Annotated in this window: 26 protein-coding genes; 8 read left to right on the forward strand and 18 right to left on the reverse strand. The window is 71.3% G+C overall.

Annotated elements, in window-relative coordinates:
• Nucleotides 1–130 precede the first annotated feature (130 nt).
• Nucleotides 131–1,015, reverse strand: coding sequence for a dioxygenase family protein (locus AC3EGR_RS13365; protein ID WP_488546973.1), 885 nt, complete (start codon nt 1,013–1,015; stop codon nt 131–133).
• Nucleotides 1,016–1,261: 246 nt separating this feature from the next.
• Between AC3EGR_RS13365 and AC3EGR_RS13370 the strand changes: the two genes are divergently transcribed.
• Genes AC3EGR_RS13370 through AC3EGR_RS13380 form a run of 3 tightly spaced genes read left to right on the forward strand, consistent with a single transcriptional unit; the run spans nt 1,262 to nt 3,307 of the window.
• Nucleotides 1,262–2,146, forward strand: coding sequence for a LysR substrate-binding domain-containing protein (locus AC3EGR_RS13370; RefSeq protein ID WP_488546974.1), 885 nt, complete (start codon nt 1,262–1,264; stop codon nt 2,144–2,146).
• 7 nt (nt 2,147–2,153) lie between these two features.
• A complete protein-coding gene (locus AC3EGR_RS13375) occupies nt 2,154–2,537 on the forward strand; it encodes a hypothetical protein (protein WP_488546975.1) in 384 nt (127 codons plus the stop codon).
• Nucleotides 2,534–3,307, forward strand: coding sequence for a DUF6544 family protein (locus tag AC3EGR_RS13380; protein WP_488546976.1), 774 nt, complete (start codon nt 2,534–2,536; stop codon nt 3,305–3,307). Before AC3EGR_RS13375 ends, AC3EGR_RS13380 begins: the two co-directional genes overlap by 4 nt.
• 59 nt (nt 3,308–3,366) lie before the next feature.
• On the opposite strand, the gene AC3EGR_RS13385 is transcribed toward AC3EGR_RS13380, so the two are convergent.
• Both AC3EGR_RS13385 and AC3EGR_RS13390 read right to left on the reverse strand, forming a co-directional pair.
• Entirely contained in the window at nt 3,367–3,621 is a 255-nt protein-coding gene (locus tag AC3EGR_RS13385) for a hypothetical protein (protein ID WP_488546977.1), read from the reverse strand.
• 139 nt (nt 3,622–3,760) lie between these two features.
• Nucleotides 3,761–4,669, reverse strand: coding sequence for an alpha/beta fold hydrolase (locus AC3EGR_RS13390; RefSeq protein WP_488546978.1), 909 nt, complete (start codon nt 4,667–4,669; stop codon nt 3,761–3,763).
• 108 nt (nt 4,670–4,777) lie between these two features.
• On the opposite strand from AC3EGR_RS13390, the gene AC3EGR_RS13395 reads away from it, so the two are divergent.
• The 3 genes from AC3EGR_RS13395 (at nt 4,778) to AC3EGR_RS13405 (ending at nt 6,372) form a co-directional block, all read left to right on the forward strand.
• Nucleotides 4,778–5,509 carry a Crp/Fnr family transcriptional regulator gene (locus AC3EGR_RS13395; RefSeq protein WP_488546979.1) on the forward strand — a complete coding sequence of 244 codons (732 nt, stop codon included), beginning with the start codon at nt 4,778–4,780 and terminating at the stop codon, nt 5,507–5,509.
• 90 nt (nt 5,510–5,599) lie between these two features.
• Nucleotides 5,600–5,947 carry a DUF4148 domain-containing protein gene (locus tag AC3EGR_RS13400; protein ID WP_488546980.1) on the forward strand — a complete coding sequence of 116 codons (348 nt, stop codon included), beginning with the start codon at nt 5,600–5,602 and terminating at the stop codon, nt 5,945–5,947.
• Between the two features lie 5 nt (nt 5,948–5,952).
• Nucleotides 5,953–6,372, forward strand: coding sequence for a hypothetical protein (locus tag AC3EGR_RS13405; RefSeq protein WP_488546981.1), 420 nt, complete (start codon nt 5,953–5,955; stop codon nt 6,370–6,372).
• Nucleotides 6,373–6,413: 41 nt separating this feature from the next.
• Here the strand turns inward: AC3EGR_RS13405 and AC3EGR_RS13410 are convergent, their stop codons facing one another.
• The 6 genes from AC3EGR_RS13410 to AC3EGR_RS13435 all read right to left on the reverse strand — a co-directional run bounded on the left by AC3EGR_RS13410 (nt 6,414) and on the right by AC3EGR_RS13435 (nt 13,838).
• Nucleotides 6,414–8,204 (reverse strand): S8/S53 family peptidase, encoded by a 1,791-nt coding sequence (locus AC3EGR_RS13410; protein ID WP_488546982.1) that lies wholly within the window; start codon nt 8,202–8,204, stop codon nt 6,414–6,416.
• A 3-nt stretch (nt 8,205–8,207) separates the two neighbouring features.
• Entirely contained in the window at nt 8,208–9,377 is a 1,170-nt protein-coding gene (locus tag AC3EGR_RS13415) for a phosphatase PAP2 family protein (protein ID WP_488546983.1), read from the reverse strand.
• Nucleotides 9,378–9,386: 9 nt separating this feature from the next.
• Nucleotides 9,387–11,225, reverse strand: coding sequence for an adenylate/guanylate cyclase domain-containing protein (locus AC3EGR_RS13420; protein ID WP_488546984.1), 1,839 nt, complete (start codon nt 11,223–11,225; stop codon nt 9,387–9,389).
• 119 nt (nt 11,226–11,344) lie between these two features.
• Nucleotides 11,345–12,691 carry an amidohydrolase family protein gene (locus AC3EGR_RS13425; RefSeq protein ID WP_488546985.1) on the reverse strand — a complete coding sequence of 449 codons (1,347 nt, stop codon included), beginning with the start codon at nt 12,689–12,691 and terminating at the stop codon, nt 11,345–11,347.
• Complete coding sequence (locus AC3EGR_RS13430; protein ID WP_488546986.1) at nt 12,688–12,999, reverse strand: Dabb family protein; 312 nt, start codon at nt 12,997–12,999, stop codon at nt 12,688–12,690. The genes AC3EGR_RS13425 and AC3EGR_RS13430 overlap by 4 nt, the downstream gene beginning before the upstream one ends.
• The gene (locus AC3EGR_RS13435) at nt 12,996–13,838 is read right to left on the reverse strand and encodes an intradiol ring-cleavage dioxygenase (protein ID WP_488546987.1); all 843 of its coding nucleotides are present in this window, start codon (nt 13,836–13,838) and stop codon (nt 12,996–12,998) included. Before AC3EGR_RS13435 ends, AC3EGR_RS13430 begins: the two co-directional genes overlap by 4 nt.
• A gap of 105 nt (nt 13,839–13,943) precedes the next feature.
• Between AC3EGR_RS13435 and AC3EGR_RS13440 the strand changes: the two genes are divergently transcribed.
• Complete coding sequence (locus tag AC3EGR_RS13440; RefSeq protein ID WP_488546988.1) at nt 13,944–14,870, forward strand: LysR family transcriptional regulator; 927 nt, start codon at nt 13,944–13,946, stop codon at nt 14,868–14,870.
• Nucleotides 14,846–16,522, forward strand: coding sequence for an FAD-dependent oxidoreductase (locus tag AC3EGR_RS13445; RefSeq protein ID WP_488546989.1), 1,677 nt, complete (start codon nt 14,846–14,848; stop codon nt 16,520–16,522). Before AC3EGR_RS13440 ends, AC3EGR_RS13445 begins: the two co-directional genes overlap by 25 nt.
• 24 nt (nt 16,523–16,546) lie before the next feature.
• On the opposite strand, the gene AC3EGR_RS13450 is transcribed toward AC3EGR_RS13445, so the two are convergent.
• The 9 genes from AC3EGR_RS13450 to AC3EGR_RS13490 all read right to left on the reverse strand — a co-directional run bounded on the left by AC3EGR_RS13450 (nt 16,547) and on the right by AC3EGR_RS13490 (nt 25,635).
• On the reverse strand, nt 16,547–18,220 hold the full coding sequence (locus tag AC3EGR_RS13450) for a methyl-accepting chemotaxis protein (RefSeq protein ID WP_488546990.1): 1,674 nt from the start codon (nt 18,218–18,220) through the stop codon (nt 16,547–16,549).
• Nucleotides 18,217–18,681: a rhodanese-like domain-containing protein gene (locus tag AC3EGR_RS13455; protein WP_488546991.1), complete on the reverse strand. Its 465-nt coding sequence runs from the start codon at nt 18,679–18,681 to the stop codon at nt 18,217–18,219. Before AC3EGR_RS13455 ends, AC3EGR_RS13450 begins: the two co-directional genes overlap by 4 nt.
• A gap of 181 nt (nt 18,682–18,862) precedes the next feature.
• Nucleotides 18,863–19,924, reverse strand: coding sequence for a maleylacetate reductase (locus tag AC3EGR_RS13460; protein WP_488546992.1), 1,062 nt, complete (start codon nt 19,922–19,924; stop codon nt 18,863–18,865).
• Between the two features lie 43 nt (nt 19,925–19,967).
• A complete protein-coding gene (locus tag AC3EGR_RS13465; protein WP_488546993.1) occupies nt 19,968–20,270 on the reverse strand; it encodes a YciI family protein in 303 nt (100 codons plus the stop codon).
• A 15-nt stretch (nt 20,271–20,285) separates the two neighbouring features.
• On the reverse strand, nt 20,286–21,248 hold the full coding sequence (locus tag AC3EGR_RS13470) for a sugar ABC transporter substrate-binding protein (RefSeq protein ID WP_488546994.1): 963 nt from the start codon (nt 21,246–21,248) through the stop codon (nt 20,286–20,288).
• Entirely contained in the window at nt 21,245–22,240 is a 996-nt protein-coding gene (locus AC3EGR_RS13475) for an ABC transporter permease (RefSeq protein WP_488546995.1), read from the reverse strand. The genes AC3EGR_RS13470 and AC3EGR_RS13475 overlap by 4 nt, the downstream gene beginning before the upstream one ends.
• Nucleotides 22,237–23,220, reverse strand: a complete 984-nt coding sequence (locus AC3EGR_RS13480) for an ABC transporter permease (protein ID WP_488546996.1) — start codon at nt 23,218–23,220, stop codon at nt 22,237–22,239. Before AC3EGR_RS13480 ends, AC3EGR_RS13475 begins: the two co-directional genes overlap by 4 nt.
• Nucleotides 23,213–24,745, reverse strand: coding sequence for a sugar ABC transporter ATP-binding protein (locus AC3EGR_RS13485; protein WP_488546997.1), 1,533 nt, complete (start codon nt 24,743–24,745; stop codon nt 23,213–23,215). Before AC3EGR_RS13485 ends, AC3EGR_RS13480 begins: the two co-directional genes overlap by 8 nt.
• A complete protein-coding gene (locus AC3EGR_RS13490; protein ID WP_488546998.1) occupies nt 24,742–25,635 on the reverse strand; it encodes an NAD(P)-dependent oxidoreductase in 894 nt (297 codons plus the stop codon). Before AC3EGR_RS13490 ends, AC3EGR_RS13485 begins: the two co-directional genes overlap by 4 nt.
• Between the last annotated feature and the right edge of the window lie 2 nt (nt 25,636–25,637).

Here is a 25,637-nt window from a genome sequence, read left to right on the forward strand (position 1 = left end):
TCTCCCGATGTTTGTGCGTGGTCGGTGGGGTTCGCTGGCGCTCACCACCACCCTACGGATACCGATGCGAGGAGGCAGGCGCCTGCGAGGTGGCGGGGAACGAAGCGGACCCCAGCGCCCGGCGCGCGTGTCACCGCCCCGACGGCACCAGCCTGAAGTCGTACTTCGCCGTGTAGTACGGCTTGTCCATGCGCCGGCCGTCCGGCGCCGTCCCGGGCTGGTGCTTGGGAAACTCCACGATGAGGCTGTTGCGCACGCCGAAGACGGCGTCGGAATCCAGGTAAGGGCTGTCCTTGACGAAGATGTGCGTGACCAGCTTCTCGTGCCCCGGCGCGTCCAGCATCATGTGCATGTGGCCCGGGCGATTGAGGTGGCGGCCCATCTTGTCCAGCATGCGGCCGACGGGGCCGTCGCCGGGCACGGGGTAGTAGGTGGGCTTGATGGACCAGAAGCGGTAGTTGCCGTCCTTGTCGGTGCGGAACTGCGCGCGCAGGCTCATCTCGTCGCCCTTCTGCATGTCGTACAGGCCGCCCTCGTCACCGGACCACACGTCCACCACGCAGCCGGCGACCGGCTTGCCGTAGGTGTCGGTCACGCGCCCGTGGTACAGCGTGGGCTCGCCGAGTCCGGCGCCGATGTCCTCGCCCAGCTCCTTCTTCGGCGCGCCCGGCCAGAAGAACGGTCCTTGCACCGTGGCCTCGGTGGGCCGCTCGCCCGGTTGGTCGGCCAGCGCCCTGGCGCCGCGCGCCTGCGCCAGCGCCACGACCAGCATCGAGACGCCCAGCGTGTCCGACAGCAGGATGTACTCCTGGCGCTTCTCGTCGCACTTCTGGCCGGTCTCGGTCAGGAACTGGATGCCCGCCATCCACTCGTCCGGCGTGAGGTCCACCTCGCGGATGAAGGCGTGCGCGTGCTTGACCAGGGAGCTCATGACCTGCTGCAAGCGCGGGTCCTTGCACTCCGCCATGCGGTCGATCACCGCCTGCGCGAAATCGCTCACTTCAGCCTGGGCCATGCGTGTCTCCTGTGGATTCGGGGCGCAGTCTAGGAGCGCTCCGCCGGGCTGGAAAGTGATGAATTTCAACGGCTATGATCGATGCCATCGATCGCAATCCGGGCGGACCCTAGATGGCTCCCCCCGAAGCGCCTGCGGCGCCTCCCCCTCGAGGGGGCGCCACCAGCGGCCGGGCAAAGCCGGTTCTGCGGTGGCACGCGGTCCGGCAGCGCGCTCGGGGCGATTTCTTCCTGAATGGAGGTCTGAGTGGAGCTTCGGCACCTGCGCTACTTCGACGCGATAGCGGAAACCCTGAACTTCACGCGCGCGGCCGAGCGGCTGCACGTCACGCAGTCCACCCTGTCGCACCAGATCCGGCAGCTCGAGGAAGAGCTGGGCACGCCGCTGTTCGACCGCAGCGGCCGGCAGGTGCGCCTGACCGAGGCCGGCGAAATCCTGCGCAGCCACATGACGCCCGCGCTGGAGCAGATCGACCTCGGCGTGCAGGCGCTGCGCCAGCCCGGGGAGGCCATCACCGGCAGCATCCGCCTGGGCACCACGCCCAGCTTCAACACGCGCATGGTGCCGCAGTGCGTGGCCACGCTGCTGAACCACTACCCCGGCATCGCGGTGTCGGTGGAGGAACTCGCCGCCGCGCCCATCCTCAAGCGGCTGCGCTCCGGGCATCTGGACATCGCCGTCTCCTACCCGCCGGGCGACGGCGGCGACCTCTGGTTCGAGCCGCTCTACCGGGAAGAACTGCGGCTGGTGGTCGGGGTGCACCATCCCCTGGGCAAGCGCCGGCGCGTGCGCATGGCGGAACTGCACAACGTGCGCATGGTGCTGCTGCCGCCGCAGTTCCTCACGCGCAAGCTGCTCGACGACTGCTTCGACCAGGCCGGGGCCGAGCCGCTGGTGGTGGCGCAGATGAATTCGGTCGCACCCATGATCGAGCTGATCCGCCAGACCGACCTGGCCGGGATCATCACCGAGACGGCGGTTTCCCAGTCCGCCGATCTGCGCGTGATTCCGCTGGAAGACCCCACGCCGATCCGCACTCCGGGCATGCTGTGGCCCAAGGGCGCGACCCGCTCGCCGGTGCTCAAGCATTTCGCCGAAATCATCCGGCGCGCGGCGGGGACGGCGGCCTAGGAAGCGCATGAAGCTCGATCCTTACGTGCAGGTCGACGGCACGCGGTTCACGGACTCCGCCGAGGACCTGCGGCGCGCCCGCGGCCTGCCCTGGCGCGCGGCACGCAACGACGTCGGCCTCAACGAGCTGGACTACGGCGACATCGTCTACCGCTTCCAGGACTGCGGCCGGCTGGAGGAGATCACCCTGGAGGCCGAGGTCATCACGCTGGGCAATGTCTCGGTCCCCTTCGCCACGCTCGCGGCCTTCGTGCGCCGCCAGGATCCGGACGCATTCGAGCGTGCCGGCTTCCTGGTCAGCCCCGCCCTCGGCCTGGCTTTCGATCCGTCCGAACCCTTCTGGGTCACTGCGCTGGCACGCCATTGCATCCCGGAGTGGAAGGCCTTGTGAGCCTGCGTGGCCCCGGGGACGCGCGTGCGGCGCTGCTGGCCTTCCGGCTGCCGCTGCCGGCGCGCTTCGACCCGGCGCTGGTGGCGGACCTGCCGGAGCCCGCGCGGCGCTACTTCCTGCACGCGATCGCGCCCGGCACCCGCCTGTCGGGCGTGGTGGAGCTGGCGATGGAGGGCGAGCTCGCGCTCGGCAGCGGCACGCCTGCCCGTTACCAGCCCATGCGCGCGCGGCAGGTGCTCGCCGCGCCCGAGGGACTCCTGTGGGAGGTGCAGGTGGGCCGCGGCCTGCTGCGGCTGTCCGGGTCCGACGGCATGGTGCGCGATCGGTCGTGGACGCGCTTCGGCTGGCTCGGCTGGCTGCCGCTCGTGCGCGCCGGCGGCACGCCGGATCACCTGCGCGCCTGCTTCGGCCGCGTGGTCGCGGAAGCGGCGATCTGGGCGCCCGCTTCGCTGCTGCCGCAGGCGGGCGTGCGCTGGACCGCCGTGGATGGGGACACCGCGCGCGCACTGGTGCGCCACGGCGGCATGGAGCAGGAAGTGGATCTCCGGGTGGATGCGCGCGGCCAGCCGCAATGGGTCTGCATGCCGCGCTGGAGCGACGCCAATCCGCAGCGCGTGTTCCGCCTGCAGCCCTTCGGCGGCGAGCTCGGCGACTTTCGCGTCGTCGACGGCTACACGCTGCCCTTCCGCGTCGACGGCGGGAATTTCTTCGGCACCCCGGCGTACTTCCCCTTCTACCGGGCGCGGGTGACCGAAGTGCTGTTCCGCTGACGCGCCTCGGCGTGCTCGGCCGGGCAGCTCACCCCTGGCGCGGCCAAGCGGCGGCGCGATCAGGCGGCGTGCAGGCGGGCAGCGCGCTCGGCCGAATCGTTGAAGTGCCGCACGAACTCCAGGAAGGTGTTGCGGCTCTGGGTCACGCCGTCGAGCACGACGACGGAATTGGCGCAGTGCACCGCCTGGTTGTAGAAGCGGCGCAGCGCGTCCTGCAGCTCGCCGGCCGTCACCTGTTCGGAGGCGACGACTTCGCCGTAGGCGCTCGCCAGGCTGATCGTGTGCGTGAGGAATGCATCCGGCTGCTGCAACATGTGCGGGGTCCGTTCGTCGTCTTGGGCTGGTCCCAAGAATGGTCGATGGCGGCCGCGCCACGTGCCAACGGGCATGGACGAACAGGGTAGGCGCGCAGCCCCTGCCTGGCAGCGCAACGGCTTACGCCCAGCAGGGACTTCAGCGCACGGCGCGCACCAGTTCGAGCACCGCGTCGGCGAAGACCCGGGGCTTTTCCTGCGGCAGGTTGTGTCCGGCGCCGGGCACGATGCGGTGCGAGCGGGGCCCGGAAAAGAAGCGGGCATGGGCGCTCTCGGGTGCGGGTGCGCGGACGCCGTCGTCGGCGCCATCGAAGGTGATCGTGGGCACGCCGATGACCGGCTGCGCTGCCAGGCGCCGCTCGATGTCGGCGTAAGCAGGATCGCCGGCCTCCAGGCCGTAGCGCTGGCGGTAGGAGTGGATCACCACCGCGACGAAGTCCGGGTTGTCGAAGGCCGCCGCGCTGCGCTCGAAGGTGGCATCGTCGAAGTCCCAGCTGGGCGACCACAGTTCCCACAGCAGCCTGGTCAAGGCGCGGCGGTGCGCCGCCAGGCCCGCGCGCCCGCGCTCGCAGTGGAAGTAGTACTGGTACCAGTACTTGCGCTCGTTCTCCGGCGTGTCCGGCTCCATCGCGCGCGCGACGTCGTGGATGTTGTAGTTGTTGTACGAGACCAGCCCCGAGCAACGCTGCGGCCAGAGGGCCGCCACGACGCAAGCCGCGCGACCGCCCCAGTCGTAGCCGGCGAGCACCGCGCGCGGCACGCGCAGCGCGTCCATCAGCGCCAGCAGGTCCGCGCCCAGCGCCGCCTGCTCGCCCGAGCGCATGGTGTCCGCGCGCAGGAAGCGCGTCGGGCCGTAACCGCGCAGGTAGGGCACGATCACGCGGCAGCCCTGCGCGGCGAGCATCGGCGCGACCTCCACGTAGGAATGGATGTCGTAGGGAAAGCCATGCATCAGGAACACGGGCGGGCCGTCCGCGGGACCGGCTTCGTGCCACGCGACCTCGAGGACGCCGGCGGTGGTGGTGCGCAAGGGCTGCATCGTGTCCATGCGCGCTAGATTGCCACAAGCCCGGGCGCGAGCGAAGCCGGCCGTGGGGACCCTCCTTGCGGCGATCGCCAAGGTGGGCCAGAGTCGGGGCCAGCGGAAGGGATCGACATGAGCGGTGCCAGCCAACCGTCCAGCCTGGGGCTGCGGCAGATCGACCTGCTGCAGGGCGTGGACGCCGCCCGCCTGGACGACATCGCGCGCCAGTGCACGTGGCGGCCTTACGAGGCGGGCCAGCGCCTGGTCGCGCGCGAACACCCGGACCGCGACGTGCACTTCATCGTCGGCGGCACGGTGCGCGTGACCACCTATGCCTCCAGCGGCCGCGAGACCAGCTTTCGCGAGCTGGCCGCGGGCAGCTCCTTCGGCGAGATCGCGGCGCTGGACGGCCTCCCGCGTTCGGCGGACGTGGTGGCCCTCACCCCGGGGCTGCTCGCCTCCATGCGGCCCGCCGATTTCCGCGCGCTGCTGCGCGCCGAGTGGCAGGTCAACGAACGGGTGCTGCTGCGCCTGACGGGGCTCGTGCGCTCGCTGGTGGACCGGGTGGTCGAAGTCAGCACCCTCAACGTGCAGCAGCGCGTGTGCATGGAGCTGCTGCGTCTCGCGGCCGCCGGCGGCGCGCCCGAAGGTTCCCTGCGCATCGATCCCGCGCCGCGCCACGCGGAACTGGCGCACCGTGTGAGCAGCTACCGCGAGCAGATCACGCGCGAGCTCTCGGCCCTCGTCAAATCGGGCGTGCTCGCCAAGGACGGCGCCGCGCTGGTCGTGCGCGACCCCGAGCGCCTGCAGCGGCTCGCGCACGGCCAGCCCGGCCGCGGGCCACATGCGAAGTCCGGTGCGTAAGCGCACTGCGCGATCCCGCGTCCCTCTCCATCCTTCGTGGGTCGGCGGCCGGAAAGCCTGCCGACGGCCCTCAACCCTGATGGAGAAATCATGAACCGCTATCTCGCTACCGTCATCGCCGCCGCCTGCGCCGCCGCGGGCACCGCGTTTGCCGACGACATCACCGCGGATCCGCACCCGTTCACCTCCACGCTGTCGCGCGCGCAGGTGCAGGAGCAGTTGCAGCAGTTCCGCCGCTCGGGCGTCAATCCCTGGGCCGACGACTACGACCAGCTCGCGCATGCGCCCAGCGCCATGACGCGCGCCGAAGCCACGGCCGGCTACCTGGCCGCACGCACCAGCGTGGCGGCCTACTCCGCCGAGGACAGCGGCTCCAGCTACATGGCCCGCATGGCGGTTGTCCGCAAGCCGGTCACGGAGCTCGCCAAGGCCGAGTGAGCGTCATGCAAGCGACCGCAGCGCCCGCCCGCAAGGCGGCGCGGCGCGCCCGGGGCCCGGCCCCGGGTGCGCCTCCCATGCGCCTGGCGGTGGCCTCCTGCGTCTGGGGCGCCATCGGCTACATCCACGCCAAGGGTGCGCCCTGGCCCCTGCTGTGGGCCGCGGTCGCCCTGTCGGCCGTCCTGGGCCTGAGCATCGCGGCGCTGGCGCGCGACGACGCCCGCTGGACGGGCATGCTGGCGGCCGTGCTGCTGGCGACCAGCCCGGTGCTGCAGAACGCCTGGGCGCTGCCGCCGGGGCCGGCCTCGGAGCGCGTCATGCTGCTCAAGACACTGGTGATCGTGTCCGGCCTGCTGCTGCTCGGACGCCTGGGCGACTTTTCGCCTGACACGGATGAGCCGGCGCAGGAATCCACCGCGCCCTGAGCACGCCCGCTACCCGCTGCCAGGCCGGCCGCGTTTCCCGTTCACGACAGGAAGCCTTCCCCCACCTCTTCCTCGGGCGGCAGCGGCGAGGCACCTCGCGTCGGCAGCGCCTCGCCATTGACGAGCGCGCGCGCGACCTGCGGCGCGGCCACGCTGGTGCCCCAGACGTATTCGCGGGTGGAGCCGCTGCGCGTGCCCGGCCCGGGAATGCCTTGCACGGCGGAGTCCTCGTCGCTCAGCGCCAGGCAGGTGGGGCCCTTCCTGTGCGCGGCCCGGATCGGTCCGGTGCTGGAGTACGCGGCACGCGCGCGGTGCGCCGCATTGTTCGCCCCGACGTAGCCACCGGCCACCACGATGGCTGCGCTCGTGCCGCATGCATCGCCGAGCAAGGTCCCGCCGCCGTGCACCAGCGTGCCCGTCGCGGCGGGAGCGGCCCGCCATTCCGTCTGCTTGGTCGAACGCGGGCAGCCCAGGTTCTCCCCGCCCCAGGCGACATAGCCGTGGACGGTGCCGCCGCCTGTCCATTCCACCTGGACGCTGGCGAAGCCCTGTTGCCCGGCGGGTGTCTGCAGCTCGCTGCTGCGCGTCGGCGCGTAACGCAGCGTCAGGCGTTCGCCGGTCTGCACCGCCACCAGCCGCGGCCCCACGGGGGCGAAAGCCCCGCCGGCCAGGACCTGCGTGGCGCCGTCCGCGGTCGCGGTGAACGCCACGCCGCTGGCGCCTGCCGGCACCCACAACTCGGCGAAGCTCGCTGCTTCGTTGTCCCCGGGGAGCATCCACAGCACGGAAGCCTTGCCCTGCGCATCGGGCGACAGCTCCGCATGCAGGCGCTGGCCGTCCGCATTGCCGGCGGCGAACACGAGGGTGAACGGGATGCCCGGCTCCGCCAGGAAGGCGTCGAGCGCGCGCTCGAACAGCGACGTGCCGTCGTGCGGCCCGAGCAGGCTGCCCATGGCGCAGGTCACGATGCATTTCTGGTAGTGGCTCTTCTCCGCGACGCGCCGCAGGTAGCGCAGGCCGTCGAGGATGCAAGCGTGCATGGAGCCGCCGTCCGGCGCTTCCAGCGAGCGCCGCGGAATCTGCAGGAAGGCGATGTCGGCAGTGGCCGCGGCGTCGGGCGCCCCACCCGCGCGGGTATAGCTTTTTCCCGCGAACCGGCCCAGCAGGTGGCTGCCGTGCGTGAGCGAGGCGTTGAGCACGGTGGAGTAGCCCGCGGCGGCATAGCATCTGTCTTCGTCGAGCACGCCACCGGTGGTGGCGGCCGCCATCCAGGCGTCGAGCTGCGAGCCCGGCACTTCGCGGCCGCGGAAGAATCCGCCGGGAGCACCGGACTGCGGATGCGCGAACTCCGGATTCGGATCCATGTCCCACAGCACCACGACGCGGGTGGTCACCCCATCGGGCTTGCGGAACTCCGCATGCGCGAACGGACAGCCGTCATCGATGATCGCCGCCAGCGTGGCGGAGGAGCGGCTCGCCTCGAACGGCGGCACCGTGCGCGCCGCGTCGTCGAAGGCCTTGTCCTTGGGCCACAGCGTCCGCTGGTGACGCACGCTCTCGGCCAGCTCGACGCGCTCGATCGCCCCCGCCGCAACCAGGCCGTCGAGCTCCTGCAAGGTCATGCGCGCGGTGACGAACGCGGAGTTCGCATCCAGGTGCGCCTCGTTGACCAGGATGCCGCCCGCACCGGCCGCCGCCGCGCGCAGCGTGGCAGCGCCGCCGGCAGCGAGTTCCAGCAGGAAGTCCAGCCGCGTGGCGGCCCCGTAGTTGGGGTGGTAGTCGACGAAACCCGTCTGCCTCGCGATCTGCAGGTAGGGATCGAGCTGCGCCATGGATCACGCCCCCGGCCGGAAGCCGGCCCATTCCAGCCGCGCGGCTTCGAACAAGGCCTCCAGGGCGTCCTGCCTGGGCAGCTTGACGATGTCGGCGCCCGCGACGCCGCCGCCCACGACGTCCAGGTACGGGCCCTGGATGGCGCCGGCGCCGGGCGTGTACGTCTTTGCGTGGATGCGCACCGATGCCTCGCCGATGCAACTGGCCAGGAAATACTCCGCCAGCCAGCTGCCCAGCGCCTGCCCCGCCTCGGTGTCGATCGGGAAGTGCACGCCCGCCACCACGCGGTTGCGGCTGATGCGGTCCGCCAGCGCGATGAGCTGCTGTTCCATCGCGCCCCAGTACGGGTCCACGCTGCCCGGGACGCGGACCAGCTCGGCCAGCACCCTGGCCGCGATGTGCGCCTCGCAGGCATGGCCCATGGGATAGGAGCCGTGGCGCGGCACCGGGATCATGGGCTGCACCATCGCCGAGCGCTCGGAAGGCCGCCAGGCGGCGAATTCGTGCTTGAAGCGCATCTCGATGGCCAGGGCGAGCCGCTGCGCCACGCCCAGCACGCTGAGGGTCGCGGGCGTCTGCGCGCCGACGGGCACGATCGTGGACCAGAAGGGCGCCGTGCTGGCCGCCTGCAGCACGATCTCGCGGCTGCGCTTTTGCCGCTCGCCGAACTCGCTGAGCACGCCATCGAGCTGGCTGGTGTAGGTCGCTTCGCCCGGCTTGTCCAGGGTGAACGCCGGCACCGTGGAAAGCTGCACGGAAACGCTCGTGTTCGTCGTGGCGAAGGTGAGCGGCCGCGTGAGTTCGGGCAGGATGATCTCGGCGTGCACCCAGGCGTCCCAGCGGGGCAGCTTCTTGTCGTCGTCGTGTCCCGGCCTCCACGCCCGCATGGTGTCGCGCGGCGCGCCGACCTGCGGCGGCTCGATGCCGGCGCGGGTGCTCACGAGCGCGTCGCTCCAGAGCAGCTCCCCGCCGACGGCGGGAGCGCCTCCATACCCTCCGCTGTACCCGCCGCTGTAGCCGCCGCTATACCCGCCGCTATACCCGCCGCTGTAGCCCCCGCTCATGAGGGCCTGCACCTGGTACGGCATGCGGTGGCCCACCTCCGCCATCAGCTTGAGGCGGTTCTTCTCGAAGCGTGCGCTCAGCGCGTTGCGGATCAGGGCGTTGGCCATCTTCTCTCCTCACAGGGTGGACCGGAGAACCGGCACCTCCATCGCGGCCGCGAGGAAATGCCGACGGGTTCGGCTGGACGCCGTCTTGGCCGCGACGTAGGTGCGCAGCGAGAAGGACGGATCGAGCCGCAGCAGCTCCTGGGCGGACTCCTGGGCAGCTTCGACGTCCCCGCTGCACACCTGGTTCGTGATCAGGACGCGCCAGGTGGGCGTGTGGTAGCGGTTCAGGCGCAAGGCCTCGCGCGCCAGCGCGGTGCCTGTCACATAGTCCTGGTTCGCCGTGCAGGCCGCCGCCGCGATCAGCTTGAAGTAGTACTGCAGCGGATCGGCCGGCGACAGCGCCTGTGCGCGCGCCGCTTCCTGCACGGCTTCGGCCGGATCGCCCCACATCGCGGACAGCACGCTCTTGAACAACCAGGCGAGCGGCTCGTTGGCATCGACCTCCAGCGCCGCCGCGATCTTGTCGGTGGCCTCCTGCGGCTTGCCTTCGAGGTGCGTGAGCACGTGCGCCTGCACGGCCAGCGCCAGCGCGTGGTGCGGGAAGCGTTCCAGCGCGTCGCGGGAAATGCCCTGGGCGCGCTCGGTGTTGCCCTGCGTGTCGGTGGAACTGGAGATCGCCTCGATCAGGAAGGACTTGGCCAGCCACGCGTAGGGCTCCGCGTGCCGCGGGTGGCGCTCCGACAGGTGCTCGAGCACCTTGCGGCTCAGCGCCATGTCCGCGCTAGTGGACCGGTGCATGAGGCGGATGCCGCTCAGGAGCAGCGAGTAGCTGGCCAGCGTCGGCAAGGGCTGCCGCGAGGCCGCCCGCGCCTCGGTCTCCAGGATGCAGGTGTGCACGCCGGCCGCGAGCCGCAGGCACGCTTCGCTGTCGACCGCGCACAGGTCGGCCAGGGGAACGGAAAAGCGGTCGGTCCACATCACCTCCGCGCTGCCGCCGTGCAGGAGGGAGCCCTGGATGAGGATGAGGTCGGTCGGGGCGTTGCCGCCGGGCACGAAGCTGCCGGTGAGCACATAGGCCGCCCCGAGCTGCTGCTTGACCTGCTGCGGCGTCGCTTCGCGCCCGAGGAAAGCCGCCGACGACAGGCGCGAGATGACGCGCAAGGTGGCGTTGCCGCCCAGATGGGCGATGACCCCGTCCGCGATCAGGTGGCCGATCGCGAAGGCATGCTGCTCGTCGATGCGCGAGGCGAAGGGCACGACGGCAATGGTCGGCTGCAGGGCCGAGCCGTAATCGATGGTCGAGGCCAGCAAGGGCCGCGGCCCGGCCTCCCCGACACGAAAGGCCCGCACGGGCTGCGCCACGTGCTTGAGGTAGCACTCGCCCATGTCCTCGATCCGCGCGTCCAGCCCTTCGACGAGGTCGTCGCGCACCTCCACGGTGACCATGGTCTCGCCCGGGCCCGCCAGGCTGGCGATGCGGGCCGCGAGGTTCACGCCCGCGCCGTAGATGTCGATGTCGTCCACGAACACGGTGGTGGCGTTGAGGCCGGCACGCAGGTAGAGCTTGCGCTCCTCCGCCAGCGCCTCGTTGGCGCGATCGAAATGGCGGTGCAGCTCCAGCGCCGCAGCGACGCCGTCGTGCGCGGAGTCGAACACGGCCATGATCCCGTCGCCCAGGCTCTTGACCAGGCGGCCGCGATGGCGCGGCAGGACGCTCGCCGTCGCGTGCTGCACGAAGCCGCGCCAATGCCCGACGACGGCGGTTTCGTCCGCGGCCATCAGGCGGACCGATTCCACCAGGTCCATCACCAGCACCACCTGCGACCGGCGCGGCAGCGCGATGGCCAGGGCGAGGGCTTCGGTGCCCGCAGCGTCGGCCGGGAGGGGGGAAGGGGGCGCGGGGCTCATGGCCGTTCGGGGGTGTGGCATCTTGCCCCTCGCCCGGGTCACCGCAATCCCGTCTTATGCCCGTTGCCGCCGGGCGCGGCAGCGTCGATAATGCGCGGCTTGACTGCGCGCGCGGCGCCTCAACCCGGCAGCAAGCCCATCGCGCGCGTGATCTTCTCTCCGGAGGCGCGCAGCGTGCGCAGGTCCGCCGCCAGGTCGCCCGCCAGCAGCCGCCCCGCCCTCTTCTTCCACCTGCCCGCGACCATCACGCTGTCGATGTTGGCCAGCGATGCCTGGAAGACGACGCTGCTCACCGCATCGTGCACCGGCTGCATGTTCAGGTCGCTCGCGCGGATCACCACCAGGTCGGCCTGCTTGCCGGGCGCCAGGGTGCCGATGCGGTCGAGCTGTTGCAGCATGCGCGCGCCTTCCACCGTCACCCAGGAGAGCGCCTCGCGCGTGGTGATGGTGGACGTGGGCGGAATGGTGCCGTGCTGCGCGCGGTAGGCGACGTTGTCCAGGCTGCGCTGGATGCCCAGCGCCACCCGTGCCTGCGTGAGCATGTCGCCCGAGAGCACGCTCTCCAGGTCGACGCCCAGCGAGGGCGCCCGGCCGTACTGGCGCAGCCGCCCCGTGAGCGGGTGGCCATGGCCTTGCGACATCTCGCTCTCGGCGGCGGCGGAAAAACTCATGCCCAGCGCGCAGAAGCGCTGCAGCTGCTCGTCCGAGAGCGCGTGCCCGTGCACGATGTTGATGTTGGGGCCCAGCAGGCCGGCGGCTTCCAGCCGCTCCCAGCCGTCCGGCGTGCGGGCGGCGCCGCCGCCCTGGTGCAGCGAGGCGATGAGGCCCAGCTCGCGGGCCATGCGGAAGTCCTGCATCGCCACGTCCAGGGTCGAATAGTGCGGCCCCAGCACGGCCGCCTGGATCGACAGCAGCGCGTTGCCCTGGTGGGCCTTGAGCAGCCGTTCGACTTCGGCGCGGGGGTGCGGGACTTCCCAGAACGGCACCTGCCCCGGCTTGGGATCGGGCTTGGGCGTGCCGTGGAAGAAGGCCGCGCGAATGCCGGTGGACAGCAGGCCTTCGATGGCCGCGTCGTTGTGCGCGGGGGTCGGATTGTTGTGGCACCAGTCGGCCAGCGTGGTGGTGCCGCAGTTCAGCTGGTTGAGCGCCCCCATGCGGGTGGCGATGTACAGGTCCTCGGCGGCGAAGGCGGTGGCCAGGCCCGCATGCATCTTCTGGAAGTACTCCAGCAGCGTCCAGTTCGCCGCCACGCCGCGCAACGCGGTCTGCCAGGTGTGCATGTGGGCGTTGACGAGGCCGGGGATCACGATGCAGCCGGTGGCGTCGACCACCTCCGCGTCGTCCGCCTGCAGCCGCGGTGCGATGGCGGCGATGCGCTCGTCCTGCACCAGCAGGTCGCCTTGCGGCAGGTCGCCCTGGCGGTCCATGGTGAGGATGGTGGCGCCGCGGATCAGGGTGTGGGTCATGGCGTGTCCGGGATCGGGTAGTCGACCTGGTGGCGGGCGATGCGGACGTCGCCGAGCTCCGTGCGCACGCGCAGGTGCTCGGGGTGCGCGGCATAGGCGTCCAGCGCTTGCTGCGATGCGAAGTCGCTCACCAGCACCACGTCGCAGGCGTAGTCCACGCCGCTCGTGTCGACGCCGACTTCCAGGTGCAGCAGGCCGGGGATGCGCCCGCGCAGCCCCAGGAAGGCCTCCTTCAGCCGGCCGATGTTGGCGAGCTTCTCGTCGCGGGTGGCGCCACGCACGTTCCACATGACGATGTGGCGGATCAACGCGCTTGCCCGGTCTGCGGCGCGAGCACGAAGTCGTACTCCACCAGGTACCTGCCGTCGGGCTGCTTCACCCAGTCGGCGACCAGCGACTGGCGCACGCCGAACACCGCGTCCGAGTCGAGGTAGGCGTCGCCATTGCGGAAGACGTGCGTGATCAGCGTTTCGTAACCCGGTGCCTTGATCATGAAATGCAGGTGCGCCGGCCGCCACGGATGGCGCCTGGTCGCCCGCAGCATGTCGCCCACCGGGCCGTCGTCCGGGATGGGATAGGCCTCGGCGAGGATGGAGCGGAAGTGGTAGCGCCCCTGGCCGTCCGCGTGCAGGACGCCACGGGCCTGGTGGCCGTCCAGGCCGGCGCGCTGCACGTCGTACTTGCCCTCGGCATCGGCCTGCCACACGTGGATCTCCGCGCCGGGCACCGGCTCGCCGTCGCGTCCGCGCACCGTGCCGCGCACCACGCAAGGGATGCCGGCGGCGCCGTTGGCCACGTCCTCGCCCAGGTCGAAAGCGGGCGCACCCTCCACGTAGAAGGGTCCGAACACGGTGGACTCGGTGCAGCCCGCCGGCTTCTCGTTGTTCATGGCGATGGTCAGCATCGACAGGCCCAGCGTGTCCGACAGCAGGATGAACTCCTGCCGCTTGTCGTCGGTGATGTGGCCGGTGCGCGTGAGGAAATCGATGCCCTGGAACCACTCCTCCTCGGTCAGCTTCACCTCCCGCGCGAAGGCGTGCAGGTGCTGCACCAGGCTGGTCATGATCTCCTTCAGGCGCGGATCGGGCGTGTCCGCCAGCCGGGCGATGACCGCCTGGGTGATGTTGTCCTGGGTAAGGTTGCGCATCGGAGCTCTCCTGGCCGCCGACTCTAGGGCGCGGCCATAATTTGGGAAAGCGCCCGGCGGCAAATGAGTTTTCCGCGCCGCGCAAAGACAGCAGGAGACAAACCCTTGGACCGGTGGACCGAGATGGCCTTGTTCGTGCAGGTGGCCGAAACCGGCAGCCTGAGCCGTGCCGCGGAGGAACTGGGGCTGTCCAACGCCGCCGCCAGCCGGCACCTGGCCGCCCTGGAGGAGCGCCTGGGCGCACGGCTGGTCGAACGCAACACGCGGCGCCTGTACCTCACGGAGCCGGGACAGGAATTCCTGCGCCGCAGCAAGCACATCCTGGCCGACCTGCACGATGCCGAATCGGCTGTCAACGCGTCCACGCTCAATCCCACCGGCACCTTGCGGATCACGGCCTCGCTGTCGTTTTCCATGCAGCACATCGCGCCGCTGCTGCCGGAGTACACGCGCCGCTACCCCAACGTGACCGTGCACGTGGAGACCGCCAACCGCTACCTGGACCTGATCGACAACAACATCGACGTGGCCATTCGCACGCGCGAGTTCGAGCCGGACTCCAACATCACCATCCGGCGGCTGGCGGAGACGCGCCGCATCCTGGCCGCCTCGCCCGGCTACATCGCCCGCGCGGGCGCGCCGCGGACCGTGGCCGACCTGCCCAGGCACGCCCTGCTGGTCTACACCTACGCCAACAACCCGCACGAGCTGCGCTTCAGCCGCGACGGCGAGACGAGCGCGCTGGCGGTCAAGGGCGTGCTGGAGTCCAACGACGGCCAGGTGCTGCGGGCCGCGGCGCTGGAGGGGCTGGGCATCCTGGTGCAGCCGACCTACATCCTCTACGACGACATCGTGGCGGGCCGGCTGGTGCCGGTGCTCGATGCCTGGGACCTGCCGCGCCTGACCGTCAATCTCGCCTATCCCAGCCGCAAGCACCTGAGCGCCAAGGTGCGCACCTTCATCGATTTCATCGCCGAACACTTCGACCGCATGGAGTACGAACGCAAGTGGACGACGCGCTTCGGCTACTGAGCCCGCAGGTGCTCGTCGCCGGCGGCGGCCCTTGCGGGCTGATGCTGGCCAACGAGCTCGGGCAGCGGGGCGTGTCCACGCTGCTGGTGGATGCCAAGCCTTCGACCGCCTTCAACCCGCAGGCCAACGCGACGCAGGCGCGGACCATGGAGCACTTCCGGCGCCTGGGCTTCGCGGGCGAGGTGCGCGCGCTGGGCCTGCCGCCGGACCACCCGACCGACATCGCCTACTTCACGCGCTACACCGCCTGGGAGCTGGCGCGCCTGTCCTTGCCCACCGCCGCGCAGGCCGTGCGCCAGGTCAAGGGCATGGGCGGTTCCTGGAGCGCGGCGGAACTGCCGCACCGCGTGGCGCAGAAATTCGTCGAGCAGGTGCTGCGGCGCCACGCGCAGGCGCACGCCGGCAACGAGCTGCGCTACGGCTGGAAGCTGCTGGACTTCCGCGACACGGGCGCGCACGTGCAGGCCGCGATCCAGAAAACCGACGGCGGGCCGGTCCACCAGGTCGTTGCCCGATACCTGGTCGGCGCGGACGGCCCGCGCAGCCTGGTGCGCAACGCGCTGGGCATCCGGTGGGAGGGCGCGAGCGGCGTGCGGCGCGACTTCATGGGCGGCCAGATGTTCGCCGTCTACCTGCGCGCCCCCGACTTCTATCGCGTGCTGCCGCATGCGCGGGCCTGGATGTACGTCTCGGTCAACCCGCAGCGGCGGGCGTTCCTGGCCTCGGTGGACGGACAGTCGGAGTTCGCCTTCCACGCGGCGGTGCACGCGGGCGAGGATGCCGACACCTGGACCGAAGCGGATGCACGGCGCGTCTTTCGCGAGGCCCTGGGCTGCGAGATCCCGATCGAGGTGCTCTCCTGCGGCACCTGGACGGCGGGCCATTCGCTGGTGGCGCAGTCCATGCAGCGCGGGCGCGTCTTCCTCGCCGGCGACGCCGCGCACCTGTTCACGCCCACGGGCGGCCTGGGCTACAACACGGCGGTCGAGGATGCCGTCAACCTGGGCTGGAAGCTGGCACACGTGCTGCGCGGCGCCGCGCGCGCGACGCTGCTGGACAGCTACGACACCGAGCGCAGGCCGCTCGCGCTGCGCAACACGGCCTACGCGCGCCACTTCGCCGACTCGGTGGGCCTGTTCACGGCGCGCCCGGAACTGGAACAGGACGGCGCCGCGGGCGAAGCCGCGCGGCGCGAAGCCTCGGCGCACCTGGATGCGCACGTGCGGCTGGAGTTCAACATCCCCGGCGTCACCTTCGGCGGCCGCTACGACGGGTCGCCCCTGGTCGTGTCCGACGGCAGCACCCCGCCGCCGGACAGCGCGAACACCTACGTTGCCAGCGCCTGCCCCGGGGGGCGGCCGCCGCACGCCTGGCTGGACGACGGGCGTTCGCTGTTCGACGGCTTCCATCGCGAATGGACCTTGCTCGCGCTCGGGCCGCAAGCGCCCGATGCGGCGCCTTTCACGGAGGCGGCGGCCGCATTGGGGCTGGACCTGCGCGTGGTGCGCCATCCTTCCCGCGTGCTGCGCGAGCTCTACGAAGCGCCGCTGGCGCTCGTGCGGCCGGACCAGATCGTCGCGTGGCGCGGTGGCAACGCGGCGCAGGCACTGGCGGTGCTGCGGCAGGCCAGCGGCCACCGGGACCTGCGCTGATAGCGCCCGCCGCGCGCCCGACGCTCAGCGCGTGACGGCGATCGCCATCGGCTCGTTGGCCGCGTCATCGTGCGCGAGCACCAGCGGCACACTGTTCACCGCGAACGCCTGCGGCGGCGCGGGCAGCCGGAACACCGCCACGGCCTGCACGAGGTTCTGCGCCTGCTGCCGCAGCGACTCCGCCGAGGCGGAAGCCTGCTCCACCAGCACCGAGTTCTGCTGCGTGACCTGGTCCATCTGCACCACCGCGCGGTTGACCTCGCCCAGGCCGTCCGCCTGCTCGCGGGCGGAGGCCGCCATCTCCTGGATCAGCGCGCCCACGCGCTGCACCTGGCCGACGATCTGGCCCATGGTCTCGCCGGCGGCACCGACGCGGCGCGTGCCGTCCTGCACCTGCTGCACGGACGTGGCGATCAGCGTCTTGATCTCCCTGGCCGACGCGGCGCAGCGCTGGGCCAGGGTGCGCACCTCCGCGGCGACGACGGCGAAGCCGCGGCCCTGCTCTCCGGCACGCGCCGCCTCGACCGCGGCGTTCAGCGCCAGGATGTTGGTCTGGAAAGCGATGCCGTCGATCACGCTCGTGATGTCCACGATGCGGCGCGAGCTCGCATCGATCTCGCCCATCGTGCGCACCACCTCCGCGATGGCTTCGCCGCCGCGCGTGGCCACGTCGCTGGCCTCCGCGGCCACCGCGTTGGCGACCCGCGCGTTGTCGGCGCTGCGCTCCACGGTGGCGGTGAGCTCCTCCATCGAAGAGGCGGTCTCTTCCAGCGACGCCGCCTGCTCCTCGGTGCGCTGCGACAGGTCCACGCTGCCCGCCGCGATCTCGGCAGCGGCGGTGGCGATGGCCGCGGTGCCGGCGCGCACGCCGCTGATGGCGCCGCGCAGCCGCTCCACGGTGACGCCCAGGGCCGCGAGCAGCTGCCCGAGTTCGTCGCGCTGGCCCACGCTGACCTCGTGCGTGAGGTCGCCGCGCGCGAGCGCCTCGGCCACGGCGAGCGCCGCGCGTACACCGGCCATCAGCGAGCGGATCACCAGGCCGGCGATCACCACCGTGGCGAGCAGCACGGCGAGGGCCGCAGCGCCGGCCGCGTCACGAAAGCGCCGCGACGCCGTCTCCAGCTCTCCGGTCTCGCGCGCCACCTCCGCGCTGAAGCTGGGCACCAGCGCGTCCAGCGGCTTGACGATGTGCTGCTGCACGACAGGCCACTCGTCTTCCAGCAGCGCCTGCAGCTTCGCCTTGTCGTCGGCCGCATAGGCCGCGTCCAGCGCCTGGGCGAAGCGCAGGAACTGCGGCAGGCCGGCGTCGATGCGGGCGGCGAGCGTGCCGCTGTCGCCTTCGAGCGGCCCCACCGCGTCGCGGAACTCCCGCCACAGGCCGGGAGCGGCCTGCACCGTCTCGTGCAGGTGGTTGCGCGAGCCGGGCACGGGCATCTGGTCCAGCAGCACGCCGGCGAGGCGGAAGCGCACCTCCTTCAGGTGGGTGCTCAGGGCCTGCAGGCGCGTGAGAGGCGCGAAGCGCTTCTCATCGATCACGTGGGCGGTGTCCGCCACCTGGCCGGAAAACACGATGGCCATGCCGGCGAGCGAGGACACGCCCACGATGCACACGAAGCCCAGCACGGCCAGCTTCTGCCGGATGCTGAGCGCAAAGCTTCTCCTGGCTTTTTCCGCCTTCCCCGCCGCCGGTGTCGTCATTCGACGGGGTATCCCTTGGCCTTCCACTCGGGAAAGCCGCCGCGCAGCCAGTGCACCTTCTTCCAGCCGGCTTCCGCGGCCACCTTGGAGGCCTTGTAGCTTTTCCAGCACTCCGGCCCGTTGCAGTAGAAGACCAGCGCCGCGTCGCGGTCGGCCGGCAGCCTGGACAGGTCGAACTGGTCCTGCTTCGCGTCGAAGCCGGCGTCCTTGGCGCTCTTCTCCTTGTAAGGCACGTTGCGCGCGCCCTTGACGTGCGCGTCGGCGTACTCGTTGCCCACGCGCGTGTCGATCATGGGCGTGCCGGCCTCGGCCAGCTTGCGCGCCTGCTCCGCGCTCACCAGCGTCACGCCGGCCAGCGTGGCCGGCACGTCGTTCGCGAGCGCGGCGCCGGCGCCGGCGAGCAGCACGGCTGCGGCCATGCCGCGCCATGCGCGGCGAAATGAGGTTCCCAACGTCGTCATTCCCGTTCCTCTTGCATGAAAGACCCGGGACCAGTGTCGCCAGCCGGCGCGCGCGCCTCCCCCCGGCAAAGAGGGGGAGGGGGTTTTCCCCTTGTGAAAAATGACGCAGGGAGCGCCGCGCAACCGCGCTCCGGCGGCCGCGCAACCCGGGCCCTTGGCCGCCAGGCGCGCGACCCGTTCCTCACGCGTCCGGGCGCTTGCCCTCGTACGCGTCCTGCAGCAGCTGCCGCAGCGCGGCGCGCTCCAGCGGGCGGGGGTTGGGGTACTGGTTCTGCAGCGCGATGTCGCAGGCGCGGTCCAGGTCGGCGGCCTGCATGCCGATGTCGCGCAGCGCCACGGGCGCGCCGTTGGCACGCGCGAGGTCGTACACGGCCTGCGGCGCGCTCTTGGCGTCCAGCGCACGGGCGATGCGCCGCATCGCTTCCGGAGCGGCCTCGGCGTTGTAGGCCAGGGCGTGCGGCAGCACCACGGTGTGCGTCTGCGCGTGCGGCAGGTTGAAGCTGCCGCCCAGCGTGTGGCACAGCTTGTGGTGCAGCGCCATCTCCACCGAGGCGAGCACGGTGCCGCACAACCAGGCGCCGTAGAGCGCGTTGCCGCGCACCTCCAGGTCCCTGGGCTGCGCGCGCAGGCGCGGCAGGGCCAGGCCGAGTGCGCGGATGCCCTCTTCCGCCATCAGGTCGATGATGGGATTGCTGGTCGGCGAATACAGGCCTTCGGCGGCGTGTGCGATGGCGTTCATGCCGCTGGTGATGCTCATCTCCACCGGCAGGCCCAGGGTCAGCTCCGGGTCGTAGATCACGGTGCGCGGCAGCACGCGGTCGTCGCGTCCCGTCTTCTTCAGGCCGCCTTCGGTCAGACCGTAGATGGTGGTCATCTCCGAGCCCGCGTAGGTGGTGGGCACCGCGACGATGGGCAGGCCCGAGTCGAGCGCGATCGCCTTGCCCAGCCCCACGGTGGAGCCGCCGCCCAGGGCCACCGCGCAATCGGCGCCGACGCGCACCGCGTGCGCGCGCGCCTCGCGCGCCGTCTCGATCGGCACGTGCATCACGGCCCGGTCGAACACGCCGGCGGAGCGCTCGCCCAGCATCGCCGCGACCTGTTCCGCCGACGCGCGTTGCTCCGGCGTGGACAGCACCAGCGCCTTGCGCACGCCGAGCCGATCGAGCTCGGAGGCCAGCTGGCGCAGCGTGCCCGGCCCGAACAGCACGCGCGCGGGGCGGGCGATGTAGACGAAGTCCTTCACGGTGCTCTCCTTGCCGCGGCGACGGTGCGGTCGCGCGCGGCGCTCACACCGGCGGGAAGCCGGCCTTCTGCGGCCACAGGTTGGCGAACGGCAGCACCGACACCCTGTCGTAGACGCCGGCCCGGGTGAAGGGCTCCTCGGCCTGCCAGCGCTCGGCACTGGCGCGGTCGGGGAAGTCGATCGCCAGCAGGCTGCCGATCATGGTCTGGCCGTCGTCGGCAAGCAGCGGCCCGGCGAAGGCGATCCGGTCCGCGACCTGCCCCAGGTACTCCTTGTGCTGCGGGCGCATGCGCTGGCGCAGTTCGCCGGCGCCGGCGCGGTCCAGCAGGTGGAAGATGAAGATCACGGGGCCTCCTTGCGCTCAGCGCTTGACGATCTCTTCCCACTTGGGGCAGCTGCGCGATTCCACCGGCGTGTCCCAGGCCTGGTAGTTCTCCTTGGTGATCACCATCGCGGGGAACACCACCTCGCTGGGGACCGGCTGCTTGCGCAGCTCGCGCACGGCCGCCATGGTGCCCACGCAGCCCTGGAGGAAGCCGTTGTAGTCGCCGGTGGCCAGCATCTTGCCGGCCTTGATCGCGTCGATGGCTTCCTTGGTGCCGTTGATGCCGGCCACCAGCGCCTTGCGGTTGGCGCCTTCCAGCGCCTCGATCGCGCCCGCGGCCATCGCGTCGTTGGCGGCGAAGACGCCGTCGATCTTCGGATGCGACTGCATCAGGTTCTCCATCACCTGCAATGCCTGCAGGCGCTGGTAGTTGCCCGGCTGCGCGGCCACCACCTTCACGCCCGGCGCTTCCTTGACGGCGTCGTTGAAGCCGCGCACGCGGTCGATGTTGGTCAGCGAGCCCTTGACGCCTTCGAGCAGCACCATGTTGCCCTTGCCGCCCATGGCCTGGATCAGGTGGCGCACGGTGGCGCGGGCGATGTCGTAGTCGCTGGCGCCCACGAAGGACACGAAGCTGCCGCCCTGGCTCTTGTCCGTGATGTTCACCACCGGGATCTTCGCGGCGTTGATCTTGCCCACGGCCTGGCCCATCGCCTTGTAGTCGACCGGCGTGAACACGATGGCGTCGGGCTTCCGGACGATCACGTCCTCGACCTGGCTGATCTGCTCCGGGATGCTGTCCGGCTTCGTCGGCACGTAGTGCGTCACCTTCGCGTTCATCTGCTTCGCCGCATTGTCGGCGCCCACCCGCACGGCCTGGAAGAAGGGGTTGGTCTGGTTCTTGGTGAACACGGCGATGCGCTCGTTGTCGGCATGGGCCGTGCAAGCGCCGGTGAAGGCCAGGGCCACGAGGGCCAGGCGCAGGGTGAGGGTTTTCATGTTCTGTCTCCTTTGCGAGTGAAGTTGTCGAGGAATACCGCAAGCACGACGATCGCCCCGGTCACGACGGGTTGCCAGCTGGAGCTGATCGCCAGCAGGTTCATGCCGTTGAGGACGAGCGTGAGGATCAACGCGCCCACCAGCGTGCCGGACACGGAGCCGATGCCGCCGAACAGCGAAGTGCCGCCTATGAGCACGGCCGCGATCGCCGGCAGGGTGAGCGATTCGCCGATGTCGCCCTCGGCGGAGTTCAGGCGCGCGAGGAAGATCAGGCTGGCGAGCCCCGCCATGGCGCCGCTCACCGCGTAGACCAGCACCAGCCGGCTCTTTACCGGGATGCCGGACAGGCGCGCCGCCTCCGGGTTGGCGCCCACCGCGTAGATCTCCTGGCCCCAGCGGGTGCGCTGCGCGAAGAGCACGCCCACCAGCAGGAACACCGCCATGAAGTAGATCGGGATCGGCACGCCCAGCCAGTGGCCGCTGCCGATGGCCCGGAACCCGGGCGGGAAACCGTGGATGGTCTCGCCCTTCATGAACCAGTAGGTCACGCCGTGCAGGATCCACAGCATGCCGTAGGTGGCGATGAAGGGCGGCAGCCGCAGGAGCGTCACCAGCAGGCCGTTCGCCAGGCCGATGGCCAGCCCGCTGCCCAGGCCGACCGCCACGGCCAGCGCGATGGAGCCGGTGGACTTCATCAAGGTCGCCGCCAGGCAGGCGCTCAGCGCCACGTTGGCCCCCACGGACAGGTCCAGGCCCGCGGTCAGGATCACCAGCGTCAGCCCGGAGGCGAGCAGGAACAGCAGGGCCGCCTGCCGCAGCACGTTGACGATGTTGGTGACGGTCAGGAACGCGTCGCTGGCGATGCTCAGGGCCAGGCACAGCAGGCCCAGCGCGAGCAGGCGCAGGGCCAGGTTGCGCACCGGGTCGGGCACGGCCTGCCAGGCGGGCGTCCGCGCCGCCGGCAGGTCGATCCGTCCGCTGGCGGCGCTCACGCCGTCCTCCCGCGCAAGCCGTCGACCATCAGCGCGACGATCACGATCACGCCGATGGCGGACACCTGCACCGCGGACGCCACGCCCAGCAGGTTCAGGCCGTTGCGCAGCACGCCCACGACCAGCACGCCCAGCACGGTGCCGAACAGCCAGCCCTTGCCCTTCTCGAAGGAGGTGCCGCCCAGCGCCACCGCCGCGATGGCGTCGAACTCCATGCCCAGGGCGGCCGTCGGGTGGCCGCTGCTGATGCGGGCGGTCAGGAGCAAGGCGGCACCCCCCGCCATCAGCCCGCCCAGCGCGTACACGCCGACCAGGTACCCGCGCGTGCGCACGCCGGCGAGCGTGAGCGCCTCGCGGTTGCCGCCCAGGGCGAAGACGTTGGTGCCGAAGCGGGTGTGGTACAGCACGAGGTGGAACACCAGGTAGGCCGCCACGGCGATCCACAGCGACACCGGCAGCCCCAGCCAGCGCGCGCCGTAGATCGCGGTCAGCGCGTCGGGCAGGCCGACGATGCTCTGGCCGTCGGAGACCAGCAGCGCCAGGCCCTGCGCCGCACCGAGCGTGCCCAGCGTCGCGACGAAAGGCGGAATGCCCAGGCGCGCCACCAGCACGCCGTTGAGCGTGCCGAAGGCGAGGCCGACGCCGAGCGCGGCGAACAGGCCCTGCAGCACGCTGCCCGTGGCGACCGCCACCGCGGCGAGCACCACGTTGGCCAGCGTCAGCACCGCGCCCATGGACAGGTCCAGGCCCTCGGTCAGGATGATCAGCGTCATCGGCAGCGCGAGCAGCAGCAGCGTGGTGGACTGCACGGCGATGTTCTGCAGGTTGGCCAGCGCCAGGAAGCTGTCCGCGGTCGCCCCGAACACGACGCAGAGCACCACCAGCGCCAGCAGGGCGCCGCTGGCGCTTCCCGCGCGCTTGAGGCGGACGAGCAAGCCGTGCAGCGCGTCGTGCGGCCCGGCGGCGGCGAGTTCAGGCATGGTGCATCCCCAGGGTCAGGATCGCTTCTTCGTTCATCTGGGCGCGCTGCAGTTCGCCGGCCACGCGGCCTTCGCGCATCACGTAGGCGCGGTCGCAGACGTGGACGATCTCCGGCAGTTCCGAGGAGATCATCAGCACCGCGGCGCCCTTCTTCACCAGGCCGTCGATCAGGCTGAAGATCTCCGCCTTGGCGCCCACGTCGATCCCGCGGGTCGGCTCGTCGAAAATGAACAGGCGCGCCTCGGCGGAGAGCCACTTGCCGATCACCACCTTCTGCTGGTTGCCGCCCGAGAGCACGCCCACGCGGCGTTCCGGGCGCGGGGTGGCGATGCGCAGGCGGGTGATGAGCTCGCGCGCCCGTGCGAGCGCCACGCGCGGGGCGAACCAGCCGCGCGGAAACAGCCGCCCCAGGCTGCACACCAGCAGGTTGTCCGCCACCGACCGGACGAGGGCCAGGCCCTGCGTCTTGCGGCTTTCGGGGATCAGCGCGGCGCCGAGCTGGCGTGCGTGCGTCGGTCCGCCGTCCTGCAGGCGGCCGAAGATCTCGATGCGCCCCGCCGTGACGGGATCGGCGCCGAAGATGGCGCGCGCGACCTCCGTGCGGCCCGAGCCCACCAGCCCCGCGAGACCGACGATCTCGCCGGCGCGCACCGTGAGGTTCACGTCGCGGATCCCGGTCGCGGCGCTGACGCCCTTGAGCTCCAGTGCCACTTCGCCGGGGTTCGCGCAGTACTGGCGGCTGTACGTCATGTCGACCCGGCGCCCGACCATCAGGCTGACGAGTTCGTCCGGCGCGGTCTCGCCCGGCAGGCGCGCGCCCACCTTCTTGCCGTCCCGCAGCACGGTGACGCGGTCGCCCAGCGCGAACACCTCCGCCATGCGGTGGCTGATGTAGACCATCGCCACGCCCTGCTCCTTGAGGCGGGCGATGACGCGGAACAGCTTTTCCGTCTCGTTGTCCGACAGGGCCGCCGTCGGTTCGTCCAGCACCAGGATGCGCGCCTGCTGCGACAGCGCCTTGGCGATCTCCACCATCTGCTGCTGCGCGACCCCGAGGCGGGCGACCGGCGTGTCGGGATCGAGGCCCATCCCGAGCTGCTCCATCACCGCCCGTGCATCGCGCCGCATGCGCGCGCGGTCCACCAGGCCCGGCAGGCGGCCGCGCGGCTCGCGCCCGAGAAAGATGTTCTGCGCCACGCTCAGGTGGGGCACCAGCGTGAACTCCTGGAAGATGACCGCGATGCCCAGCCGGCGCGCATCCGCCGGGCCCCGGATCGCCACCGGCGCGCCGCGATGGAAGAACTCGCCGGCGTCCGCCGCGTAGGCGCCGCACAGCACCTTCATCAGCGTCGACTTGCCGGCTCCGTTCTCGCCCAGCAGCATGTGCACCTCGCCCTCGTGCAAGGCGAAGGAGACCTGGTCCAGCGCCTGCACGCCGCTGAAGCGCTTGCTGATGCCGCGCAGTTCCAAAATGGGCGTGGTGCCGGCCGCTGCGCGAGCCGTTGCGCCCTCCCCCTCGCTCATGCCGTCTCGCCGCGCGCCGGCGGCACGGTCACGCCGGCCGCGCGGCCGACCGCGCGGATGATGGCGGCATAGTCCAGCCCGCCCTCGCCCTGGGCGGCCGCGGCGTGCAGCAGCTGGCTGACGCTTGCCGTGAGCACCAGCGGCACGTGCAGGCCGGCGCCCGCGGCGAGGATCAGGTCGACGTCCTTCTGCATCTGGCCGACGGTGAAGGTGGGCGTGTAGTCGTGCTCGCGCAGTTGCACGGCCTTGGCCTTGACGATGGGCGAGCCCACCGCGCTGGCGGCGATCACGTCCCACATCTGGCGCCAGTCCAGGCCGCCTTTCTGGCCGAGCGCGAGCGCCTCCGACAACATGCCGCTGGTGGCGGCGATCATCAGGTTCACGATCAGCTTCATCAGCCGGGCCTGCTCGCTGTCGCCCAGGTAGAACTGGTTGGGACCGAAGGCGGCAAGCAGCGGCTTGACCCGCGCGTAGGCTTCCTCGGGGCCCGAGGCCATCACCGTCAGCTGGGCCGCTTCCGCCATCTTGTTGTTGCCCGACACGGTGGCCCGCACGTGCGCGACGCCGCGCGCGGCGCAGGCCGCCGCGGCTTGCGCACTGGCCTCCAGCGAGACCGTGCTGGTGTCCACGTAGACGGTGCCCGCGGCGGCGTGCGCCGCGATGTCCTGCGCCACGGCCAGCAAGGCGGCGTCGTGCGGCAGCGAAGAGAACACCACCTCGGCACCCTCGAGCGCCTGCGGCAGGCCGCCCGCCACGCGCAGGCCCGCGGCTTGCGCCTGCGCGCGCGCGGCCGCACTGCTGTCGTGCACCAGCACCGCATGGCCGGCGTCCTGCAGGTGCTGCGCCATGGGCAGGCCCATCTTGCCCACGCCGATGACTGCGACTTTCATCC

This window comes from Ramlibacter sp. G4-7 (genome assembly GCF_057784995.1).

What these genes read in the sequence shown, in the direction of transcription:
- AC3EGR_RS13365 (WP_488546973.1), bottom strand. Translation starts at nt 1,015, where the DNA reads ATGGCCCAGGCTGAAGTGAGCGATTTCGCGCAGGCGGTGATCGACCGC.
- AC3EGR_RS13375 (WP_488546975.1), top strand. Translation starts at nt 2,154, where the DNA reads ATGAAGCTCGATCCTTACGTGCAGGTCGACGGCACGCGGTTCACGGAC.
- AC3EGR_RS13385 (WP_488546977.1), bottom strand. Translation starts at nt 3,621, where the DNA reads ATGTTGCAGCAGCCGGATGCATTCCTCACGCACACGATCAGCCTGGCG.
- AC3EGR_RS13390 (WP_488546978.1), bottom strand. Translation starts at nt 4,669, where the DNA reads ATGGACACGATGCAGCCCTTGCGCACCACCACCGCCGGCGTCCTCGAG.
- AC3EGR_RS13395 (WP_488546979.1), top strand. Translation starts at nt 4,778, where the DNA reads ATGAGCGGTGCCAGCCAACCGTCCAGCCTGGGGCTGCGGCAGATCGAC.
- AC3EGR_RS13400 (WP_488546980.1), top strand. Translation starts at nt 5,600, where the DNA reads ATGAACCGCTATCTCGCTACCGTCATCGCCGCCGCCTGCGCCGCCGCG.
- AC3EGR_RS13405 (WP_488546981.1), top strand. Translation starts at nt 5,953, where the DNA reads ATGCAAGCGACCGCAGCGCCCGCCCGCAAGGCGGCGCGGCGCGCCCGG.
- AC3EGR_RS13410 (WP_488546982.1), bottom strand. Translation starts at nt 8,204, where the DNA reads ATGGCGCAGCTCGATCCCTACCTGCAGATCGCGAGGCAGACGGGTTTC.
- AC3EGR_RS13415 (WP_488546983.1), bottom strand. Translation starts at nt 9,377, where the DNA reads ATGGCCAACGCCCTGATCCGCAACGCGCTGAGCGCACGCTTCGAGAAG.
- AC3EGR_RS13420 (WP_488546984.1), bottom strand. Translation starts at nt 11,225, where the DNA reads ATGAGCCCCGCGCCCCCTTCCCCCCTCCCGGCCGACGCTGCGGGCACC.
- AC3EGR_RS13425 (WP_488546985.1), bottom strand. Translation starts at nt 12,691, where the DNA reads ATGACCCACACCCTGATCCGCGGCGCCACCATCCTCACCATGGACCGC.
- AC3EGR_RS13435 (WP_488546987.1), bottom strand. Translation starts at nt 13,838, where the DNA reads ATGCGCAACCTTACCCAGGACAACATCACCCAGGCGGTCATCGCCCGG.
- AC3EGR_RS13450 (WP_488546990.1), bottom strand. Translation starts at nt 18,220, where the DNA reads ATGACGACACCGGCGGCGGGGAAGGCGGAAAAAGCCAGGAGAAGCTTT.
- AC3EGR_RS13455 (WP_488546991.1), bottom strand. Translation starts at nt 18,681, where the DNA reads ATGACGACGTTGGGAACCTCATTTCGCCGCGCATGGCGCGGCATGGCC.
- AC3EGR_RS13470 (WP_488546994.1), bottom strand. Translation starts at nt 21,248, where the DNA reads ATGAAAACCCTCACCCTGCGCCTGGCCCTCGTGGCCCTGGCCTTCACC.
- AC3EGR_RS13480 (WP_488546996.1), bottom strand. Translation starts at nt 23,220, where the DNA reads ATGCCTGAACTCGCCGCCGCCGGGCCGCACGACGCGCTGCACGGCTTG.
- AC3EGR_RS13485 (WP_488546997.1), bottom strand. Translation starts at nt 24,745, where the DNA reads ATGAGCGAGGGGGAGGGCGCAACGGCTCGCGCAGCGGCCGGCACCACG.
- AC3EGR_RS13490 (WP_488546998.1), bottom strand. Translation starts at nt 25,635, where the DNA reads ATGAAAGTCGCAGTCATCGGCGTGGGCAAGATGGGCCTGCCCATGGCG.